At 38.1% G+C, this 19,652-nt stretch carries 12 protein-coding genes; 1 reads left to right on the top strand and 11 read right to left on the bottom strand.

Features of this window, described 5'->3' with window-relative positions:
• Window positions 1–96: 96 nt before the first annotated feature.
• From JI665_RS21625 to dcm, 7 genes are all read right to left on the bottom strand, one after another.
• Window positions 97–1,200, bottom strand: coding sequence for an ABC transporter permease (locus JI665_RS21625; RefSeq protein WP_206844016.1), 1,104 nt, complete (start codon window positions 1,198–1,200; stop codon window positions 97–99).
• The gene (locus JI665_RS21620) at window positions 1,200–2,465 is read right to left on the bottom strand and encodes an ABC transporter permease (protein ID WP_206844015.1); all 1,266 of its coding nucleotides are present in this window, start codon (window positions 2,463–2,465) and stop codon (window positions 1,200–1,202) included. The genes JI665_RS21625 and JI665_RS21620 overlap by 1 nt, the downstream gene beginning before the upstream one ends.
• Window positions 2,466–2,478: 13 nt before the next feature.
• On the bottom strand, window positions 2,479–3,411 hold the full coding sequence (locus JI665_RS21615) for an ABC transporter ATP-binding protein (protein WP_206844011.1): 933 nt from the start codon (window positions 3,409–3,411) through the stop codon (window positions 2,479–2,481).
• Between the two features lie 117 nt (window positions 3,412–3,528).
• A complete protein-coding gene (locus JI665_RS21610; RefSeq protein ID WP_206844009.1) occupies window positions 3,529–4,161 on the bottom strand; it encodes a response regulator transcription factor in 633 nt (210 codons plus the stop codon).
• Window positions 4,162–4,375: 214 nt separating this feature from the next.
• Window positions 4,376–5,497: a sensor histidine kinase gene (locus JI665_RS21605; RefSeq protein WP_206844007.1), complete on the bottom strand. Its 1,122-nt coding sequence runs from the start codon at window positions 5,495–5,497 to the stop codon at window positions 4,376–4,378.
• 76 nt (window positions 5,498–5,573) lie between these two features.
• Window positions 5,574–5,864: a hypothetical protein gene (locus tag JI665_RS21600; RefSeq protein ID WP_206844005.1), complete on the bottom strand. Its 291-nt coding sequence runs from the start codon at window positions 5,862–5,864 to the stop codon at window positions 5,574–5,576.
• Between the two features lie 204 nt (window positions 5,865–6,068).
• On the bottom strand, window positions 6,069–7,325 hold the full coding sequence (dcm, locus tag JI665_RS21595; protein ID WP_206844003.1) for a DNA (cytosine-5-)-methyltransferase: 1,257 nt from the start codon (window positions 7,323–7,325) through the stop codon (window positions 6,069–6,071).
• Window positions 7,326–7,792: 467 nt separating this feature from the next.
• On the opposite strand from dcm, the gene JI665_RS21590 reads away from it, so the two are divergent.
• Entirely contained in the window at window positions 7,793–9,427 is a 1,635-nt protein-coding gene (locus JI665_RS21590; protein WP_206844002.1) for a Sau3AI family type II restriction endonuclease, read from the top strand.
• Window positions 9,428–9,795: 368 nt separating this feature from the next.
• On the opposite strand, the gene dptH is transcribed toward JI665_RS21590, so the two are convergent.
• The 4 genes from dptH to JI665_RS21570 all read right to left on the bottom strand — a co-directional run bounded on the left by dptH (window position 9,796) and on the right by JI665_RS21570 (window position 19,279).
• Window positions 9,796–15,111, bottom strand: a complete 5,316-nt coding sequence (dptH, locus tag JI665_RS21585) for a DNA phosphorothioation-dependent restriction protein DptH (RefSeq protein ID WP_206844000.1) — start codon at window positions 15,109–15,111, stop codon at window positions 9,796–9,798.
• On the bottom strand, window positions 15,092–16,468 hold the full coding sequence (gene dptG / locus JI665_RS21580; protein ID WP_206843996.1) for a DNA phosphorothioation-dependent restriction protein DptG: 1,377 nt from the start codon (window positions 16,466–16,468) through the stop codon (window positions 15,092–15,094). The genes dptH and dptG overlap by 20 nt, the downstream gene beginning before the upstream one ends.
• Window position 16,469: 1 nt before the next feature.
• The gene (gene dptF, locus JI665_RS21575) at window positions 16,470–18,650 is read right to left on the bottom strand and encodes a DNA phosphorothioation-dependent restriction protein DptF (protein WP_206843994.1); all 2,181 of its coding nucleotides are present in this window, start codon (window positions 18,648–18,650) and stop codon (window positions 16,470–16,472) included.
• Between the two features lie 404 nt (window positions 18,651–19,054).
• A complete protein-coding gene (locus JI665_RS21570) occupies window positions 19,055–19,279 on the bottom strand; it encodes a hypothetical protein (protein ID WP_206843992.1) in 225 nt (74 codons plus the stop codon).
• Between the last annotated feature and the right edge of the window lie 373 nt (window positions 19,280–19,652).

The raw sequence follows: 19,652 nt of genomic DNA, 5'->3' as shown, positions 1-19,652 counted from the left end.
CTGACTTCTTATAACACTATAGAGCAGTATTACAAAATGGTAGTCGCTGCTACACCCTGGTATATGCAATATATCCAAAATTGATATACTTCCGCCTTATCGCCTGTCGCGTTCTCCTAAATTTATTCCAATCCCCATATACATAACGGCAATCAGTAGCATTAACGAAACCGGCAGCAGAATCTCACTCCAGCCAGCACCAAAAAGAGCAGCATCCATCATCGTTTCAAGTGCATAACCCATAGGGAACAGGTCAGCAATAAAGGTAAATACCGGATTATCCATTACACCCGGCGGCACATACACACCGCTGATAATCGGGATAATCGGAATAACAGATGGATAAACCATATTGAACTTTTCCGGCGTTTTGGTAAAGCCGGCAACCAGCATAGCCAGGCTTACACTGCTTAATGTAAACACGGCGGCTATCGTCAGAATAAGGGAAAGCGGTCCTATTTCATAGTTCATGACATATTCGAATATCAGAAAAACAACGGCCATTTGAAAAAATCCAATGAAAAAGCTATACAGTAAATGACCGGTATACATATTGGTTTTACTTACTGGCGAAAGGTTCAGACGGTTCCATACCCCGCTGACTTTATCCGCATTTATGCCATTAACCTTAAATCCAATGGTGAACATGGCAATAAACAGGGTAAAGCCAAACAGCAGCTGGGTCCCCATATTATGGCTGGTCAATTCTCCGCCATTCACGCTTTTGATGTTAACGGTCAGGGGCGGTTTTTCCAGGTAGCGATCGATTTCTTCTCTTAATTCAGCTGTATCAGCTGAGCCAGTGATCGCCTGAAGCTGTGCTTCCTCCGTAAATACTTTATGGACCTCCTGCTCGATCAGCTGGATGTTGGGCATATCAGAGGCGGTTATTAAGCGATAATCCTGTTCCATTAATAGAATAGCAACATCCCTTTTTCCCTCTCTAACCTGTTCACGTGCTTCCCCTTCTTCTGAAATAACATATTCGGTATTTTCATTATCCTTATTTAATAACGTTACCCATTTTTGTTCAATCTCTTCTGCATTTGGCCCGGAGGCAAACACAGAAACAGTGGTACTCGTCTGCCAGGCCGAGTTTCCGAAAATGAGGGTAGCTAAGATGCTCAGGCCAATAAATGTCAGGATTAGAAGCGGCTTCCGTTTGTCCTTTAGAAATTGAGCGTAAAACACTGGATACATCAGCTTCGCCCCCTTTTTGGAAAGATTGACACACTGATGGCAAAACACATGATAAATACACCCATTAGAAAGAGAATCGGGAATAACAAGTCATTGAAGTGACTATATTGAACCCATTCAATAAGGGCAGTCTGCGTCAGGCCATTCGGTGTCCATTCGCCGATTTTTTGAATAGGCTCCGGAAGTCCTTCCAGCGGAAAGAAGCTGCCGCCCAGAACCCCAAACCCCATAATGATCAGGGTAGATATACCACTTGCTGCGTTAGTGTCGCTTAAATGAAGTGTAAGAGCCGTAAATAAAGCGGAAAGTCCCCCTACTGTTAAAGCAAATGCCATCAGGACTACCATTAACCCCGCCCAAAACGTGAATGATTTATCCGGAAATACATTTAACAGCAATTGAACAACCGTCAGGGTAATCGCAAATTGCAGAATGGCGAGAATAAAAGCTGATACCGTTTTCCCAATTAAGAAGGACAACGGATGGCTATTCGTTAATAAAATCCGATTGAACACCTGCTCCCGCTTTTCTGTCATTGTTTTTAAAGAAACCGTTTGAGCCATAAATAAGGCAAAAAGGGTTCCAATTGCGATCGTGAAGTATTGTGAAATGGTATACGCATCCGCACCATCATCCCCTTCAACCACTTCCTTGCCTCCCTTTGGCAAAATGGGTTCAGCCGTGGCCTGGACTCCTTTACTCCCAAGGGCAAACTGTGTATTTACCGTATTGACAAAGGTATGGACGACCTCTTGAAGGGTGCTGACCTCTGCCGATTCCTCCTCGGCTAAAATCGTTACGGACCCTTGAGATGTTTCTCCTAATAGAACACCGGATAACGATTCAAACGTAAACCCTTCTGGAATTTTAATAATCGCATCCAGTTCCCCGTTTTTCATCTGTTCCGCTGCTTCCTGTTCACTGAAGTCCTTTATAGTCACCCATTCCTTTAAGTCAGAGCTGTTCAGAAAATCATGAATAAGCTTTACAGGACCAAGCTTATCTGCTTCTGCAAGTAGTACACTTTTTTCTTCGGAGGATAATCCCTTCGCTTCCACAGCAGCAGCAAATTGCTCCTTCCCCTTCTTCACATCATCCTCCTGCACCACTGAAATATTTATTTGCATCGCTTTTTCATCCTTAAAAAGGCCTGAAAAGGCAAAATTCAAGATCACAATGATCAGGATGGGGAGCAATAATGCCATTAAGATCTCTTTGCGGTCTCTCCAGAAAACCAGGAGATCTTTTTTAATAAAAGCGCCCATTTTTCACCTCTCCTTAATCCCGCAATGTTTTACCTGTCAGGTGCAGAAAGACGTCCTCCAGGCTTGGAATTTCTACTTGATAATTCATAATTTGAATGCCTTCTTTTTCAGCAGCATGCACAAGGCTGCTTAAAAGATGATGATTCTTTTTCGCCAGAATGCGAAGGCCGTCACTCGTTTGTTCCACTTGAAGGACATCCGGCAGCATTTTAATTTTGTCCGTGAATGCTTCGCTTCTCTTGCTGAGCTGAACCCCGATAGTATCTTCACTGGATAAGATACTCAGCAATTCTTCCTTGCTGCCAGTTGCGATAACTTTTCCATGATCCATAATATAGACCCGATTGCATAATTGCTCGACTTCTTCCATGTAATGGCTCGTATACAGGACGGTAGTGCCCTGGGTTTGATTTAATTCACGAACCGTTTCTAATATATGGTTTCGTGACTGGGGGTCAATGCCGACAGTCGGTTCATCGAGTATGAGGATTTTCGGATTATGCAGCAGCGCGGCAGCGATGTTGATCCTTCGTTTCATTCCGCCGGAAAAGGTTTTAATCAGCTCCTTTTGGCGATCCTTTAAGCCAACCATATCCAAGACTTCCTGAATACGGACTTCCAGGGTTTCTTTCTCCACCCGGTAGGCTTTTCCGAAAAACTTCAGATTTTCATACGCTGATAGCTCCTCGTATAGGGCGATTTCCTGCGGTACTACTCCAAGTACTTTTCTGAGATCAGAAGGGTTTTGGATCGTGCTTTTCCCATCAAGCTTTACATCCCCGGAAGTCGGCTTAATGAGGGATGCAATCATGGAAATTGTTGTTGATTTACCTGCGCCGTTTGGTCCCAGCAGACCGACTGATTCGCCTGTATGCAAGTATAGGTTAATTTCATCCACCACTTTTTTATCTTTAAAGCTTTTCGTCAGTTTTACTGTTTCGAGCATGGTTCCACACTCCTTTATTTAGTTGATACGTTCAGGATATTAAAAAAGAAACAGCATCACTACTGTCTCCCGTCACGAGTTATGTATTTCACCATTACTTTCATCATTTTTTCTGAATTAGACAAGGTTATGGCGGATGGCATAGATGGCGAGCTGTGTCCGGTCTCTTAAATCCAGTTTCGTCAAAATCTGGCTTGTGTTATTTTTTACGGTGCCTGTAGAAATAGCAAGACGTTCTGCGATTTCGTTATTGCTGAGCCCTTCTCCAATGCATTTTAGGATGGCCCGTTCCCTGGGTGTTAGAGAAGGATCGGGTTCCTTGGTGTCCTGCTGTTTCATTAGCTGGGGAACGACTTTTGCAGCTACCCCTTCTTCAATGGATAAACCACCTTTGAGTGCACTACGGATTGAACGGAGCAGTGAATCCGTGTCACCGTTTTTTAGTATGTAGCCGCTCACGCCTATTCGAAGGGCCTCCATGACATAATTATCGTCATCGAAGGTTGTCAGCATTAAGATCTTTGTTTGGGGCCAGCGTGATTGGATGGTCTTTGCCGCTTTTAGTCCATCCATTAAAGGCATGCGAATATCAAGAATGGCAATGTCAAATTGCCTTTTTTCGCAAAGGGCGATGGCTTCTTTGCCGTTATCTGTTTCGCCTGTGACTTTGTACTCCGGTTCGGTTTCAATCATCATTTTTAAGCCTTGTCTTACCATTACCTGGTCTTCTGCCAGGAGTATTCGAATCATGGTTTTCACCTCTATTCTCATAGATTGTCTTTGAATTTTGCCCGTTGATTTCCGCTGCAGGCACTCGCTTTCCGTGGGGCTACCGGGAGCCTCCTCGCCGCTGCGCGTCTGCGGGGTCTCCCCTGGTTCGCTACTCCCACAGGAGTCTCGCACCTTCCGCTTCAATCAACTCAGAGATTATACTTAAATAAGCGTTCAAAAGCCTTTACGAGAACTACCTTATTTTAATGAATCCGGTAACTATGAAATGTCCTTCAGTTTGGTACACCTTCAAACCACCATTATGCTTCTCTAAACGCTGCCTCATTTGGCTTAGTCCGAATCCTTCTTGATAGCCCTCCGTTCCAGTGGCTGGGTTCCGAATTTCGAATCGGAATATGCTGCCGCCTGGTGCTTCGAAGGTGATTTCTGCTTCTTTTGCATCACTATGCTTCATGATATTGGTTAAGGCTTCCTGGACTGATCTGTAGATTACAAAGGATTGTTCACCGGTCAACGGAGCAGAAAAGGCACCGTATTTAACAGAAAAATGAATGTGCATCATATTTTCCAGTTCGAGCCTGCGAATTAACCGCAGGATGCCTGGAAGCCCGCCGGTGTCATTTGCCTTAAGAGATTTTACGGCCCTGCGTGTTTCGTTGAGGCTTTCATTAGCCAGTTCCTTTAATGATTCCACTCTTTCCTGTTCGTTCTCAGAGGTTTGCAGACGAAACATTTCGAGCTGCATGATAAGGGCGGTCAGTTTATGGCCAACTGAATCATGGATTTCATGGGCAATCAGGACACGCTCCTCCTGTCTGGCAAGCTCCTCCTCAGAGACAGCTCTCCGTTTTAAATCGCGAAATTCACTGAAAATAGCTTCGTGGCGTGCTTCCAGATCCATTAGATGATCCTTGGTTTTTTTATAATGAATGAGAGCAATCAAAAGGAAAAGGATATATACAATTATGAAAGTCTGAAGGAACCAGCCCAGATTACTATGTAAAGTGGTGAACCCTAATGCGATTGCACCAATTGCCCCATTCACAATACTGTATCGAAACGGTAGTCGATAAAAGCCCTCAGCAATTAGAAGGGAAAGGATGAGAATAAGAAAGGGATTAAATTGATCATTGTAGGGAAATAGGGTTGCTGCTGCAATAACCGTATTAGTACCTAATATGAAAAATAAAACAATGGGCTTTTTCTCGATCAATGGAACGAGAAAAAATAGCAGGAAATAAAAAGCTACTCCAATTATGTATACTGGTAATTGATTTATAGGAAGGTTAAGATAAGCAATAGCAAAAGGCCAAACAACCATATTTATTAGGATCCAAAGCCAGTAGGATTTCATGGAATGACTCCGTTTCTTGAGGGTTTATAGCTGTTTATTTTATCATTTGTTAACTAAATTAACCATATTTTGTTTCCTACAAGCAACGTGACACTTCATATTTCCCTTCAGAAAAATTGACCTTTGCATGTACCCTGTTATCCTTATTTCCCTTCTCATAGCCGAAAAGAAATATTTCCGTACCATCTGTACGATCTGTGAAATCATGCTCGTTGGTTACAACGTCCCACCCTTTTTGCTCTTTAAAATACTGAACTGCAGTTCCTGTGGACTTTTCTACTATCTCTTGTTTTTCTTCCTTTGACTTATCATTGCACCCCTGCAAAATTAATGCTGTCAAGACCATTAACAGGATTATCCTCAGCATCTACATCCCTCCTACCACTTCGGAACGGAATTAATTTCAGCTCGCTTGAGCGAATCCAACCTCTTTCAAGAATTTAGCATGAATTAGAGAAAGCCTTATGGACAAATTAAAGAAATAAGGGAATTCTTAGGGATAGCAAAATTAATAATAACAGAAAAACCCTTGATGACATCACCAAGGATTTTCTACAGTTACCCAAGCATATTAATGATTAAAAAGACTTAATTGCTGTGGTTTTTCTTTTAAAGATTTTAATTCATCCTGCTCAATTTGCAAGATTCTATTGCCCATTCGCTCTATCAAACCAACAACTAATGCATTTCCCATGCAGAAATATCTCATTCTTTCTGTCATACCTTCTGTCCAATTATCAGGAAAACCATTAAGTCGTTCACATTCCAAAGGTGTCAAAATGCGAAGTCGTCTTGTCTCAGGATCCTCAATAACATGACTGCTTCTGTTAACTGTACCTTCACTTGTCAGCATTGTCCGACCCGGTTTATCAAGTGGTTCAGGAAATGACATGCCACCTTCAGAAAAAATATATTTATGACCAGATGCAGCAGTCCGTTCTATTTTCTTGGCACCTTTTAAATATTTGAACTTTTCGATTGCATTTTCATTAAGATAGTATCTTTCATCAACATTGCATTGAAGAATTTCGCCTAAGGTTTTTGCTTCCTCTACCTTTGGGATAACTTCCTCTGTATATACTACTCCATCCCTCATAATTCCTGAATTATGATATTTCTTTGAGAAACTATCTGATATCTCTAATATATCTTGAGGTAATAAAAAAGAATGAGGTTTATGCTTATTAGAAGATTGGTCAAGTATCGGAAATGGATTGGCAAAAAAACCATCCTCATGTATTATCCGCGAATCATCGATATTGCTTCTCTGTTTAATATAGTTCGTATCATTACTTACAGCAAAAATAAATATTCTACGACGCCTTTGAGCTTGTCCATACTCAGCAGCATTTATTACACGCCATTCCACTGAGTAATTCAAATCACGTAAACTTGCCAACATAATTGAAAAATCTCGGCCTCTTTGTTTAGAAGGTGATTTTAATAATCTATCAACATTTTCAAGGAGAATATATTTTGGTCTAACTTCATTTACCAAACGTATAATTTCCCAAAAAAGCACTCCCTTTTTACCTTGTAACCCTTTCTCTCCGGATAGGCTTCGAGCAACAGAATAATCCTGGCAAGGAAATCCCCCTACTATTAGCTCAATACCCATGCCATTGAATAACTTTTCATCTACTTTCGCTATATCTTCATTTGAATGAACACCATTATCTTTAAATTGTCTTGAATAACAATTAAAAGCATCTTGAGCTTTTTTAGATGGTTCCCATTGATTACCCCAGACTACTTCAAATCCGTTTGTTGCCTGGAGACCTAATCGAAACCCGCCTACACCAGCAAATAATTCCATTACCTTTAACATTCTCGAACATCCTTTCGGTACTAAATATACCTTTAACACATTATAATAAAAACTGAGTAAAAGATCAACCATTTAAACTATAAATTAAATTGTTTTTATATTATAAATATATATTGGATTTCACTTCTATATTATATCACCAAACGAAACATTTGTTCTATTTTTAACTGATATTCTATTAAAAAATGGTTGTCACTTGCTATGAATTAACGGAGAAAGTTCAGGAAAATACTAGGGTACTGAACAAGCATATTAAATCAAAAGCGGGGAATAACAATACTGGTTTAATTCTAAGGAAAAATGTTCTAAACGATACTCTTCGCAATTGTTTAATGGCTAATGAAACACGATATAAAAGTTGCCTAGTTGTTTGAAGTACTATTTTTTTATTACTAGGCTGCCAAAACACCCAAATATTGGTATACTATATATTCAGCATGTGTTTGACTTTGGAGGTGTGAATTATTTTGAGTAGTGTTTATAATACGATGGAGAAAGTACATAAAAGAGCATTGGAAGCTGTAGGGAAAACGCTTGGAGAGATCGATGCGAATAACACTAAGAATGTGAATAATAAATCTTATCCAGGTAATGTAATAGAGCAAGTCTGGTTTGACCATCCTGCAGATAATTATACAGAACCAGATTTTCCAGAAGCCGGTGTAGAATTAAAAGTAACCCCTATCGATCAACAAACAAAAAATGTCAAAAAATTCATTGCTGGGGAAAGACTCGTTTTAAATAAAATTAATTACCAAAATGAATATGGTATATCATTTGAACAAAGTTCATTTTGGAAGAAAAATAAGTTAATTGAATTAATTCAATATTATAGGCGTGATGTTTCATATAAGAAAAAAATTTCTAGCGGAGAAATGACTGAAGATAAGACAAAATATAAAGTATTATATGCAAACCTACTTTCAATGACAGAGTTGAAAGATTTTGGGTTGCCTAAAGATACTGTAATCGAAATACCTAAGAAAGATTTAGAAATCATCAAGCAAGATTGGAATAAAATCTCTGAATATATAAACTCCGGTAAAGCTGACCAATTATCCGAAGGGCTTACAAATTATTTAGGGGCATGTACAAAGTCCACAACCGGTGCTGATTTTACAAAGCAGAAGTATACAGATGTCCCAGCAAAGCCTAGAGCCTATTCATTTAAAGCAAAATTCATCAATGAACTAATAAATAATCATATCGTTGGACCTGACCATACTGAAGCGATTAGTAGTATTGTTAAGGATGTTAGTGAGCTAGAAAAGAAAACTCTAGAGGAAATTATTGTCTCCCGATTTACTCCCTATTATGGAATGAAACAAAGTGAATTGATTAAAAAACTTGGTATCGAAGTCCATAAAAGTCAGTCAAAAAATATTAATATTATGATAATCCGTGGAATTCTTAATTTGCCAACCACCACAGATGAAGTCACATCAGAAGAAATCGAAAAAGCTGACATTAGTTTAAAAACGGTTCCTTTAAGGAAGTCGAAACCAAAAGAACATTTTAAATTCATGGGAATTCCTTCATTTATAGAATTAGTTAATGAATCTTGGGAGGAATCTAAAGTTTATGATTTCTTAGAAAGAAAAAAATTTCTATTTTTAGTTTTTAATGATTTTAATGATAGGAAAAAAAATAGTAATTCCTACGAAACAAACCCTGAGAAAATTATTTTAATAGGAGCCAAATTTTGGCATATGCCAATCCTTGATATAGATGGACCAGTAAAAAGAGTTTGGGAAACTGAGATAGAAAAACTAAAAAGCGGTGTTGAACTAACTTTTACCAAAAATGAGAATGGTGAAATCAAAATAAATAACAATTTCATAAAACCATCTCTTGAAGATATTTTAGCCATACGTCCCGATGCCAGTGTTGCTCAATATAAACCAAAACACTATAAAGACATTTCAGAAAAAGGGGTTTCTAAAAAGAAATTAATGAATAATTCAAGAAAATTACCTCACCCAGCAAAATGGATTAAACGACCAGAGAGTGAAAAAGAAAATTTCACTGATGATTATATGACAAAGCAAGCTTGGTGGTTAAGTAAAGAATATATCTATGAACAAATTAAAGATTTGTTATAGGATTATGCATAAGTAATTTAAAATGCAAACGAAATTGTTTAGTTCCCTTTAAGAAATCATTCGCAGATAACCTTCATGTTACCATGGAAGAGAATGCAGCTTGGAGGAGTATTCCATGAACAATACACCACATCAATATACCTATCAACTTTAATAGTTATAATAAAATAATTGGTTAAAATGATTGAAAAGATTCCTCTTTTAAGTTTCAACAAACAAAAACACTTACAAACATTGAAGTATCAATATTTGTAAGTGTTTTATTCTTTATAAGTATCACTTTTACTAAAGAAACTGGTGTTAAGGTTGGAACAAACATATTTGAATCTTTTGCCACAAAAGTAAAAGTAAATTTAGAGTAGACTTGCCTATCTACTATTCATAGCCGGCACTTTCACAATATTATACGAAGGATTACCTAATCCCTGATCCGCTTGTATAAACTGTCCTAGCACAAGACACTGCCCCTTTTGCAACATGCGTAATTCATCAGGTGTTGCATTGCCAATCCTACTTGCTAGTACACGTACTTCACTTTCTGCTGGATTGAAGTATACCTTTGTTCCCGCATTATCAAGAATGGATAGCTCATCCTTTGAGAAGTTATTAAACGTTTGTGTTGCAAACCATGCAGACCAACCAAACTTCCGGCCTTCACGTAGGATTTTGGCAGATGGGGAGCCATCTGCGAAATCGAGGTTTTGTGCTTCATCCAATATTACTGGTATTGACTTATCCTTTGTTCCATTTTGCGTGTAATACCATAAATCCCAGAGAATAAATTCAGCCATAAGACGTTTGATTTCATCTTGGTCATAACCAGCAAGCTGGATAATTGTAATGTTTCCACCAGGAGCAAAGTATTCGTCCCATTGATTTCGAGATTCATAGTCAAATGGATCAATATCAACGAATTGGACAATTCTAGTCATAATTGACGATAACACAGAGTTGGAGTAGGAGTCCAATTCTTCTAAAATTTCAAGTAAATGCTCCATTTTCATTTTGTCATCGTATAATTCGATGCCACGCTTTACAGCCTCGTAAAGGGCACTTTTTTGCTGCGAACCAAAGCCATTATAGACAGATGAAAAGACATCAACAACTCGACGAGCTACTTCAGTTGGCTTTTCTTTTCCGACGACTCCTGCAACTTCCTTTTCACGACGCAGGAATGGATTGAGCGGAAAACCTTCATGATACACGATTCGTTCCCTTAACTTTTCACCCATATCCGCTAAAAAGACTGGATCTAGCTGTGTTCGCGTATAACTACTGGAGTAATCAATTACTACTGCAGATTGGTTTGCCCTTGATAAATCTCGAAGTAATGACTGAATAAAATAGGTTTTCCCTTGTCCGGAACGTCCTCCGATGATTAGATGTCGATTCGATAATCCTGAATGATCAAATTCCCAGAAGATGTCTTGATTATTTGTTATCCCTATTAGTGGACGTACGCAATTCTTAACACCTGCTGACTTTATAGAAGTAGGTACGGTTGCCCCTTTTCCACCATACTGCGCTCCAACATCTACTGCATATTGTTCATCACTTGCTTTTTTCTGATCATCTACATGAGGAGGTTCCATAATACCTTCTGTTTGTTTCTCAACATCTTCAGAAGTTCGTCCAGCATTAGCTTTTTTATCATCTTCAGAACTTTGGGCATTTTCCGTTCCAGCCGCACTTACCTTACTATTTTCCCCACTTCCAGCTTCATGCTTTTTATACCCATCGGAACCTTCAGCAGCAATGTCATCTGCGCCATCCATTCCAGTTGGAGTTGTATAAATTTTCTCAGGCTGCTCCTTGTAGTTCTGAGCTAATTCATTCATCGGTTTTGCTAATGTATCATACCCGCTTTGTTCAGGAAGCTCCAGTACAATAACACCTTTGCGTCGTTCCTTCACCGGTAATCTTGCACCCTTTTTAAACGAAATAACAAGACCTTGTCCATGTTCAGCACGCAGTGTATCTACAATTTCAAATTCATCATTCAACAACTGATGAATAACATCTGGAGTAAGAGTATAATCCTTTGCAGGCCATATTTTGTTATATTTCAATTTTGAAGCATTATTAATGAAGAGTCTTGTGAAAAAGTTCCGTAGAAAACGAGCATCAAACGTATCCTGTTCTATTAATTGTTCGTTTAAGCGTTGCTTTAATTCTTTTACCTGGTTAATTCCCTTTTCAATCACACTGGAATCGTTCAGACCGATCTTTACTTCTACAGGATACATATGGATTTTCAATCCATCTTCTACTTTTTCTAACCCCACCATTAACAGGTCGTCACTGCAGTTTCCACGTTTTCCAATTGTTTTTCCTGAGAAAAGCCCAGCTTTTTTGCTTAGTTTGACACTACCAGCCACCCGCACAATTTCTTCCATTGACACAGGGACCCAAAGTACGTCTGGATTGTCAAAATGCAGGAGAGCCTGTTTGATTGCAGAAACAACACTCATTTTTTCACGTTTATCATGGGATCGTCCTTGTACAGCGCGAAGAAGCCACTCTCCATTAAACGTATTGAATAATCGAATCACATCTTCAATGTTCTCATCACTTACTGTTACATGTTGGGACTTCAAGAAATCATGAATAACATTAAAATATTGGATTGATTTATCGGTTACTGTAATTGCGTCATAATGATTAGAAGATGAATGTTGATCACTGTAATGAACGATCACAAGATTTTCTGAAGACTCTTGAAAATACTTTAAATCCAGGACAGGATCAATAAAGGTCAACCAGTGAGATTTATTATAAAGTGAGGAGAGATACTCCTCATCCTCTCCACTTATATGCATGGCAAAGGCAATTCCTTTTGTATAAGGATTTTGGCCTTTATCAGTCATGTTAGCGGCTAGTTCGTTCATTTTTACAGCAAACCTCGCTAATAGCGTCTGGTCCGCCTTACTGTCTCCCCCAGTTCCAAAGCCTATCCGATATCCTCCATTCTCACTTTTGGAGGATGTAACAGTTGTAAATAAGCCATTTAGGTTTATGCTACTAGGTGCATCCTTGACTAACTGCTTAACCACTTGCTCTTCTGTTTTCATTTTATAGAAGGTAATATGACTATATTGCACTTTGTCAGTGATATTTCGCTTCGAATAACGCAACACCTGCTGAATTGTACGCAATATATCTTCCGCTAAATAATCCCCCATCGAGAACTTTATTCCAAGTCTATTGGCAATTTCTTCAGCATTCCCCATATCATTGAGTTCATCAAACGCACTATAACCATCAAAATCCTGCCGATAAGAAACCACTTCAATTGGTCGTAATCCGGACAAACTATTTGTTTCCTTGATTTGCTTCTTCAACCAGGCTACGATACCTCGTAACAATTCTTTATCATTAGGGATATTAATGACATTTAATAGGATGGCAGCTTTTGGGTCTAGTGAAAACAGGAAATCATAATGGTCACAAAATTGGTCAAGCTTTTCCTCAACAACCTGGGCCAAATACGTATTTGTTTCTCCCACAGTCACTTCTTCACTTGGTAAAAAGGCATGCCATTCAGGCAGTCGACTATCCGTTGTTGGTTTAAACAATTTCCCTTCATATGAAACAAGATAAGGGAGAGTGTAAACTGCATGAAGCCTATTGAGGATATTGGAATCAATGGCCTCCCCTTTACTCTCTTTCATTATCTGCAATTGATAAGCTACATTCAAGGGTGAGAAAGGTGTCATGAAGATAACCTGTTCATCCCTAGCATTCCCTAAATGAAATAACCCTCTCTCCTCATTCGTCATTATCTGTTGATCACGAATGTTCTCAATCGCTTCAATATAGGATTCTATATATGCTTCTGCCTTTTCCAGAATCGCATCGGTGTAATACAGTAAAGAAGGAATCGTTCCTGCTTGTTCGATTGAATCTAAGAAAGCATCATATGTTTTTTCGACCGCTTCCGGTAGTACTAACTGCTCAGGGATTAATTCATTAAACTTGATGGATGCTTGACGAACCCTCGTTTTTATCCAAGCAAATTCCATGACTAAAAATGGACGATCCTCTGCAAAAGTAACAAATGGTAGATTATCGATTTCGACACGTTTCGCCTCTTGGTCTGTTAAAAAGGAGCTCTGGATACTACGTTTCTTTTCCCATAGCATCCTTCCATTTATAGGTATTGTTTTCAGCACCTCATCAGCGACCTCGATTGGAATTTCAAACCGTGGAGTGACAATTGTAAAGCGAATGTTCTTTTCATCTTCCTGTAATAATCCAGGTGTGGCCTGGACTGTCGCACCATCTTCGACTGAAATTGATTGCCCCTGTACTAATAGATCGATTTCATTGGATCCATTACCAAACACTAAATGCTGGTTATCCAATGTTAAATGTATCGCTCTTTTTGCTTTAGAGGTAGCAACGACTTGAAAGGATTTTCGGAACGCTTCAAAGAATGTATCCTCGCTTGCCAAGACAACAAACGTAAAGGTGTAATTCCCATTTGTGGCATTTTCATGCTTATACACCACTCTCCCAAATGTAGCCCCATCTTGTTCGAGTGTTAACTCGGCGATTACAGAATGACCACTGGTTCTCGCAACCTTTTTACTAGTGGAATTTAAAAACTCTTTCTTGACATGTCGATCAAAAGGTAACGTAATCTCGATTTTTTCCCCTTCTTTATAGGTAGGGTGAAAAATAAGAAAACTCCAATTCCTTCTTCCTGCAGCAGTATCTGATTTCGGTCGTTTCCAGAAAGACATTAATTGTGAATCCATACTCACTTTGACTTTATCAGCATAAAACTCGATTGCGCGCTTTGAATTCGTTGCTTCCTTCCAATCCTCGATATCCGAAAAATCGACTGTATACCAATCTTCTCTGTTAAGTTTCGTCCCACCTTTGTCATAGGCCTCTTCTAGCTTTTCCTTAGGATTACCAAGTGAGCGGATCCTTTCAATTTCCTCATGTTCGCTATTATTCTCTGTTAGCTTTTTATCAATTTTCTTCTCTAATTGCTTCCACTTGGCTGAACCAACAGATTGAACATCCTGTTCCCGTACAAGATCCTCAAGCCCTGAATCATAGAAATATTGAAGTGAACGATAATCGTCATGTTCAAGTGTTCCTTTACTGACAAGGGCTAACACATCCTCGAAATCAAGAAAAGAAGAGTTTTCCAGTTTATGTTCCGATTCTCTTCTATTTAAATAATGACTAGCAATTTTCCGTTCGATTGCATTTAATTCACTGTCTAGCAATAACTGGTCAAGATTTCCTGCTATATGACTAACATGAAGTGGTAAACCTTCCCCTGTTAAATCTCGACTACCACCGCGGATCGAATCATTCAAAGTATTACAGAGAAGAATTAACGAAGTATTCTCCCAATCTCCCTTTTGTTCACTCATTTCATTCCGTAGCGTAACAAGAAAGTCAATATTGGTTTTGTTTGTTGTTGCTATTACATATTTTATTTTCCCAAATTGGAGAGCGTAGGTTTCATATGACTTGGAGCCCTCCTTATGACGGTAGGGGAAGGGTACTTTACTTTCATGATTACCAATGGCTTGATATAAACTCGAAATAATCTCTTCTGTCGGTAAATATAAGAAATAACGATCTGTTTTATTCCTTAAGGCTTCTTTTTCGAAAAATGAAACCAGCTGGTCACCGATATAGTTATAAAATTGATTTAACATATTGTGCATCCCCACTATCACTTTTCTTTTCCATATAATTCAATTTGTCAAGCATCTTCACAACTTCCTCTTTCGAATGGTGATCAAGCCATACACCACGATTTTCAAGTTCTTTCCATAATTGTTTTAATTCAACCCGTTCTTCTGTGATGGATACTGCCACCAGCATTAACAGATGCTCTTGTGACAAGGCTAGAATCGTACCAAGTGACCCGCCATGCTTTCGGAAAAACTTTAAGACAATAGCTTTAAATGCTTTCAGATACCTGGAATTGATCTCATTTGAAATACCTTTTCTCACAGCATGAATCAAATCATCAAACGCCATCTCCAATGTTTTCTCTTCTGAGTATTCCACCACATCAATATTTGTTTTCTCCTGGTATACTTCCTTCAGCCACTTGTAGATTGATTGAGTAAAGTCCCGTTCTGCTTCTGGACCCGCTTCCTCTAGCTGACGGTAGATATCATGATAAAATTGGTTACTCTCATTTGAGAATGTATTCATTCCTAAGATGTTTAACGCATGCTCGTGTGCAAAAAAGCCGTCAATCTCATCCATCAGCATTTTATTCCCTTGCTTATAGCTATCTCGCCACTTTGCAGCTTTTTCCCATTGTAAAATGTAATAGACAGGTAACAGCTCATACTGACTAAAACGTGTCCCTTTATTCGTTTGAAGGATAAGCTGTGACATAGCAGTAAAAGTATAATGAACAAACAACAACGAAATATAATCAACCAGAAAGCTGGGATTCCTTGCCAAATTCTCAAAATCTTTTAAGAATTGTTCCTTTAGTTGAGGAAAGAGACTATCATAGCTTGCAATACTGTTATTCTTTAATCCTGGAGTTGATATAGTAAGGTCCATTATCTCTGATAATAAATTAGAATCATCTTGGTTTTGTAAGATTTCTCGTACTCGCTCTTCATCATTTCGAATGAATGTATCAAAAAGGAAATGAATTAAATCGATTTCTCCCTTTTGCTCATCAGCATTTTCTGTCAGTGGGATACGTTCTAATTGATGAAGATTCGTAATTTTCCCTAGGTGTAGCTCTTTGATTTGTTCCTTTAAGTAATTTTCAAAAAAGGTTTTGTCCGCTTCATCAGAAAATTTTCCGTTTGCAAGTATAACCTCTAAACTCGCATCGCCTGTATCAATAACTACGTTTTTCCCATACACTTTTCGGATGACTCCACCAGCAATGGAAGAAAAGCCTCGCTCGAATTTCGCACGTTCTGGTTCCCTTGTTGGAAGTGGTAAAATACTTGTAACCGCCCTTCTTCTAAAGGTATACTTCCCACTTTTTTCTATAAATTTAATAATCTTATCAAAATCTAATTGATACACCATCTTAATTCACCTTTCCAACTTCATAATTAGCCCTTGAAAAGCGTGGCTTCTTCAACTCACGCATAGTTCCATCGTGTGTATGAACAAGAAGCACATTGTTTTTCTTATCCGCGGATTGTAGGAGTTTATCATGAAATTCCGAGAATTGAAGTGCATCTTGGATATCCTGGCGATTCGGCCGATACCCGCCATTAACCTGTTTAAGCAGAGAATATAATTGATAATCTAATTCAAACAAAAAGGTCTTTCCTCTTTGACTAAAGCCAAGTCTAATTGAGGAAGTAAAACGCTCAACATTATCTTGGTGGGATGCTGAACCAAATACGTTATCATCTACTTCAGGATGAATCGTGATTTCATACGCAGCTCGATACATCTTGTTCGGTGGATCAGCAAAGACATAGCGATCCTTTGGTGACCCCTTCCACGCATAAATTACTTTTTCGATTAACTCAAACAATTGACCTATGTCTTCTTCATCCCCCGTATAGAAGGAATACAGATAGTTTATATACTCTTGATATGCCTCATCATAATCTTTTCTATATAACAAAGCATACTGTCGTACAAACAGGCGAGAAAATTCTGTGTGATTTCCCTTTTGATGCATGCTGTTTACCTGCTTCCAAGCACCAATACTCGTCTTTTCCCCTAGCTCTTCTTTCACATAGTGGAAGGGATTAGACTCAAGCATTAAATTAGCAACTAACCGATCCGTTGCTTCAAGCCTTCTTTTTACAGGATCGACCTCATGTAATGCAGCAAGCAGTGGGGAACGATCAGGGTGGCCATACATTAGATTCGGTAGCATGTCGTTTACTGGTATCTCTGCGTCAGTTGATAGGAATTGATGATTAATTGGTACGATGATATCAAACAGTAAATTGTAAAACGCCCTGGTCGAAATAAATATTTTTTTCTTAATCATTACTTCAATCAGTGACTGAACAATTGACTCTTTTACTTCCTGATGCTGTAGAAAAAAATAATTAGAATGTGCAGCACTTGTTATTTCTTTTTCCTGATCCTGGATCCAGGCTGAGAAAAATGGATTACTATGATCTTGGGCTGTCACCTTTTCAATGAGCTGCAAGAAAAACGGTGACTTCGGTCCTTCCTTCGTTAAAACATAAGGCTGTGTATCTGCAAAATTAAGCAAATAAAAATCACCATCTTGATTGTTTCCTTGCTGACCTTTATCAAAAACGCCACAACTGTCGATAAAATCACATAAAGCTTGGAATTTTCCTTCTTTTCGTTGTTTGCTATAAAAATTATGTAAGACACCAAGATTTATAGCTATAATCACAGGTCTGCTAGCGATTCCGGATTCATTAAATGGGGATAATACTTTTTCAAGAGTTTCCAACGAGTTTTTATCATAATCATACGACTCAGTAGAATCATTATGAATGAAGAATCCCTCCAAAAGGTCACGGTGCTTTTCCTTCATGTATGCTAGCAGGTGACTCTTACCGTCTCCAACACTACCACATAAAAGAAGTAAGCCTGGCTTTTCCTTCTGCTTTAATTCGTTTAAAATCTTTTCGAAATCCATTTGAATTTCCCGCTTCACATGCATATAGCTGCTAAGTCTTCCAAAAGAATCTGCGTTTGCAACCGATTCCTTAGAAGAAGACTGCAAGACTTCTAACATAGATACAAACTTACTCTCTTTAGTTGAAATGGTATTTTCAGTTGATAACCTATTTGATTCACCGTCAATTGTAACAGCTGTTTCTGTTTCACTTATCCTAGTATCAGATGGTACCTCCGTTTTAAATTCATCACTTACTAGTTTTTCTGCAATGAAAAGTAGTTGGGACAATCCCTGTTCGGCTTCTTCTGCTGATAAGCTACTTTTAAACTTCTTCCTGCTTAACGTACAGTATTCCAGGGCACTAGTATATTCTGTTGTTGAAATCGCAAATTTATTTTTTAATAACTTCCACCCGGTTTCAATCATGGATGCCTCAAAATAAGATTCATCCATCTCTTCACTTTTTGCTGCCATCGCCAACTGTTTCATTCGTTGAAGCGAAATAGCAAAAAACACTTGATCCATATAAGCAACAGCAAGTGCTGGATTATTGCTCAACATTGCTTGTATTTCACTATAATCTATTAAACTTTCATTAATCTCTACAAGCCTCGCTAACTTCTCCCACGTTACGTCTTTCACGGTTCTAATCTCCCTTTTTTAACCTCTTTGTATTAATTATATTATTTTTGTATATTATTTACAAATCGACTTATTTCTTTATAGTACTTATATACTTACCATTCTATTGCCTTTTTAGAAGAGCAAATGATTCTTTTTTCCAATAATTACTTTTTGTTTTTTTATTGGAATACATTTTTATGCAAATTAAAAAATAAAAACAAAGGGTCAGTTCTTCTGCATCCTTAACTGAAAGATATAACCGCCATTGTGGTAATCCACTTCCTAGAAGAAGGAATATGGTGATTCATGGAAGTGGAAATCCAGATTTTCTTCTGGCTAATGCTCGTTTTCGCCATCTTTGAACTGGTAGATAAGGGAATTCTCTGCGATACGCACGCATCTAGTGGCCCCTCCGAAACTTTTTAATTCAGTTGGTACATTAAATTAGCTATCGCATTATCAATAGCTACCTTTTTATCATCACCATGGTATCCCGAACCAACTATGCTATCTCCAACTTCTTCAATGTTATCTTGGAATGAAGCAAAGGCTTGTATCCCATTATCAATATAAAAAATTTCTATATAATAAATTTTTTGGTCCTTAATATAATTACGAATGATTTGAGCGGATTTTACAATTATCATTTTTAACACTTCTCCTCTAGTGAAATATGAATATTAAACGCATCTTAGTTGAATTTTCGAAATTCGTTAGTCCTTATATCAATTTTTTAACGAATGTAGGTTAAATTAACCTTTTATTTGCAAAAAATATATCTATTAATATTGTTTTGGAATCCCTTGCCAATTCAATTCCCTATTAACTTCGACTTTTATATAAAATAGCTTCTAATTCAATGGTAACTGAATTAAACAAACTGTAAATAATCTAGAAAATCAAACGATAAATAGAAAAAGTTGTAGACGTCAAGTCGAATTTTACACTTTTTGCTCGTTTCCTTTTTACACTTTTGCCGAAAAAATGCTTTTTCGGTTTTTCATGCGATGACTTTCCTCG

The organism is Bacillus sp. NTK034 (assembly GCF_017303275.1).
Lineage (GTDB): Bacteria > Bacillota > Bacilli > Bacillales > Cytobacillaceae > Cytobacillus.
Note: the sequence above shows the minus strand (reverse complement) of the source record. Positions and strands in the feature narration are given on the sequence as shown.

Coding starts and splice junctions, on each gene's coding strand:
- JI665_RS21625 (WP_206844016.1), bottom strand. CDS start 1,200: ATGTATCCAGTGTTTTACGCTCAATTTCTAAAGGACAAACGGAAGCCG.
- JI665_RS21610 (WP_206844009.1), bottom strand. CDS start 4,161: ATGATTCGAATACTCCTGGCAGAAGACCAGGTAATGGTAAGACAAGGC.
- JI665_RS21600 (WP_206844005.1), bottom strand. CDS start 5,864: ATGCTGAGGATAATCCTGTTAATGGTCTTGACAGCATTAATTTTGCAG.
- JI665_RS21570 (WP_206843992.1), bottom strand. CDS start 19,279: ATGATAATTGTAAAATCCGCTCAAATCATTCGTAATTATATTAAGGAC.
- JI665_RS21615 (WP_206844011.1), bottom strand. CDS start 3,411: ATGCTCGAAACAGTAAAACTGACGAAAAGCTTTAAAGATAAAAAAGTG.
- dptH (WP_206844000.1), bottom strand. CDS start 15,111: ATGTTAAATCAATTTTATAACTATATCGGTGACCAGCTGGTTTCATTT.
- JI665_RS21605 (WP_206844007.1), bottom strand. CDS start 5,497: ATGAAATCCTACTGGCTTTGGATCCTAATAAATATGGTTGTTTGGCCT.
- dptG (WP_206843996.1), bottom strand. CDS start 16,468: ATGGTGTATCAATTAGATTTTGATAAGATTATTAAATTTATAGAAAAA.
- JI665_RS21620 (WP_206844015.1), bottom strand. CDS start 2,465: ATGGGCGCTTTTATTAAAAAAGATCTCCTGGTTTTCTGGAGAGACCGC.
- dcm (WP_206844003.1), bottom strand. CDS start 7,325: ATGTTAAAGGTAATGGAATTATTTGCTGGTGTAGGCGGGTTTCGATTA.